The sequence below is a fragment of the Bartonella sp. CL71SXKL genome, from assembly GCF_042194935.1.
In the GTDB taxonomy this organism is placed as follows: Bacteria; Pseudomonadota; Alphaproteobacteria; order Rhizobiales; family Rhizobiaceae; genus Bartonella.
Genome location: NZ_JBHINI010000145.1, coordinates 1 through 584, shown reverse-complemented (window position 1 = coordinate 584; position 584 = coordinate 1). Strand labels below are relative to the sequence as shown.

General features: G+C 49.0%; 1 pseudogene. It reads left to right on the top strand.

Annotated features, from left to right (window positions below):
* Positions 1-584, top strand: a pseudogene (locus ACFILA_RS09965) (PBSX family phage terminase large subunit); the annotation flags it as partial.

The following is a 584-nucleotide window of genomic DNA, read 5'->3' as shown; positions in this document are numbered from 1 at the left end:
GAAGAAGGAAAAGATTGGAATGCAGAATTATGGGTGACATGGAACCCGTTGCGAGAGAATGCCCCCGTTGAGAAGCGGTTTCGCTTTTCAGACAATGAGGCAATCAAACGTGTTGAGATCAACTGGTCAGACAACCCGAAGTTTCCGAAGATCTTGAATGAAGCGCGGCTTGATGATCTGAGAAACCGTCCAGAGACCTATAAGCATATCTGGGAAGGGGCTTATCTTACAGCGGTTCAAGGCGCTTATTATCAAAAGGAAATGTTGGCAGCCGAGCAGGAGGGGCGGATAGGGCGCGTTGCTCGTGATCCTTTAATGCAAATACGCGCCTTTTGGGATATTGGGGGCACGGGTGCTAAGGCAGATGCCACGGCGATATGGATAGCACAGTTTGTGGGGCGAGAAATTAGAGTGCTTAATTATTACGAAGCACAGGGACAACCGCTATCAGAGCATGTAGGCTGGTTGCGTCAAAACGGTTATGAGAAGGCGTTGATGGTGTTACCCCATGATGGTGCGACCAGAGACCGTGTGCACAATGTGAGTTTTGAGAGTGCTTTAAATGATGCGGGTTTTGAAACGCA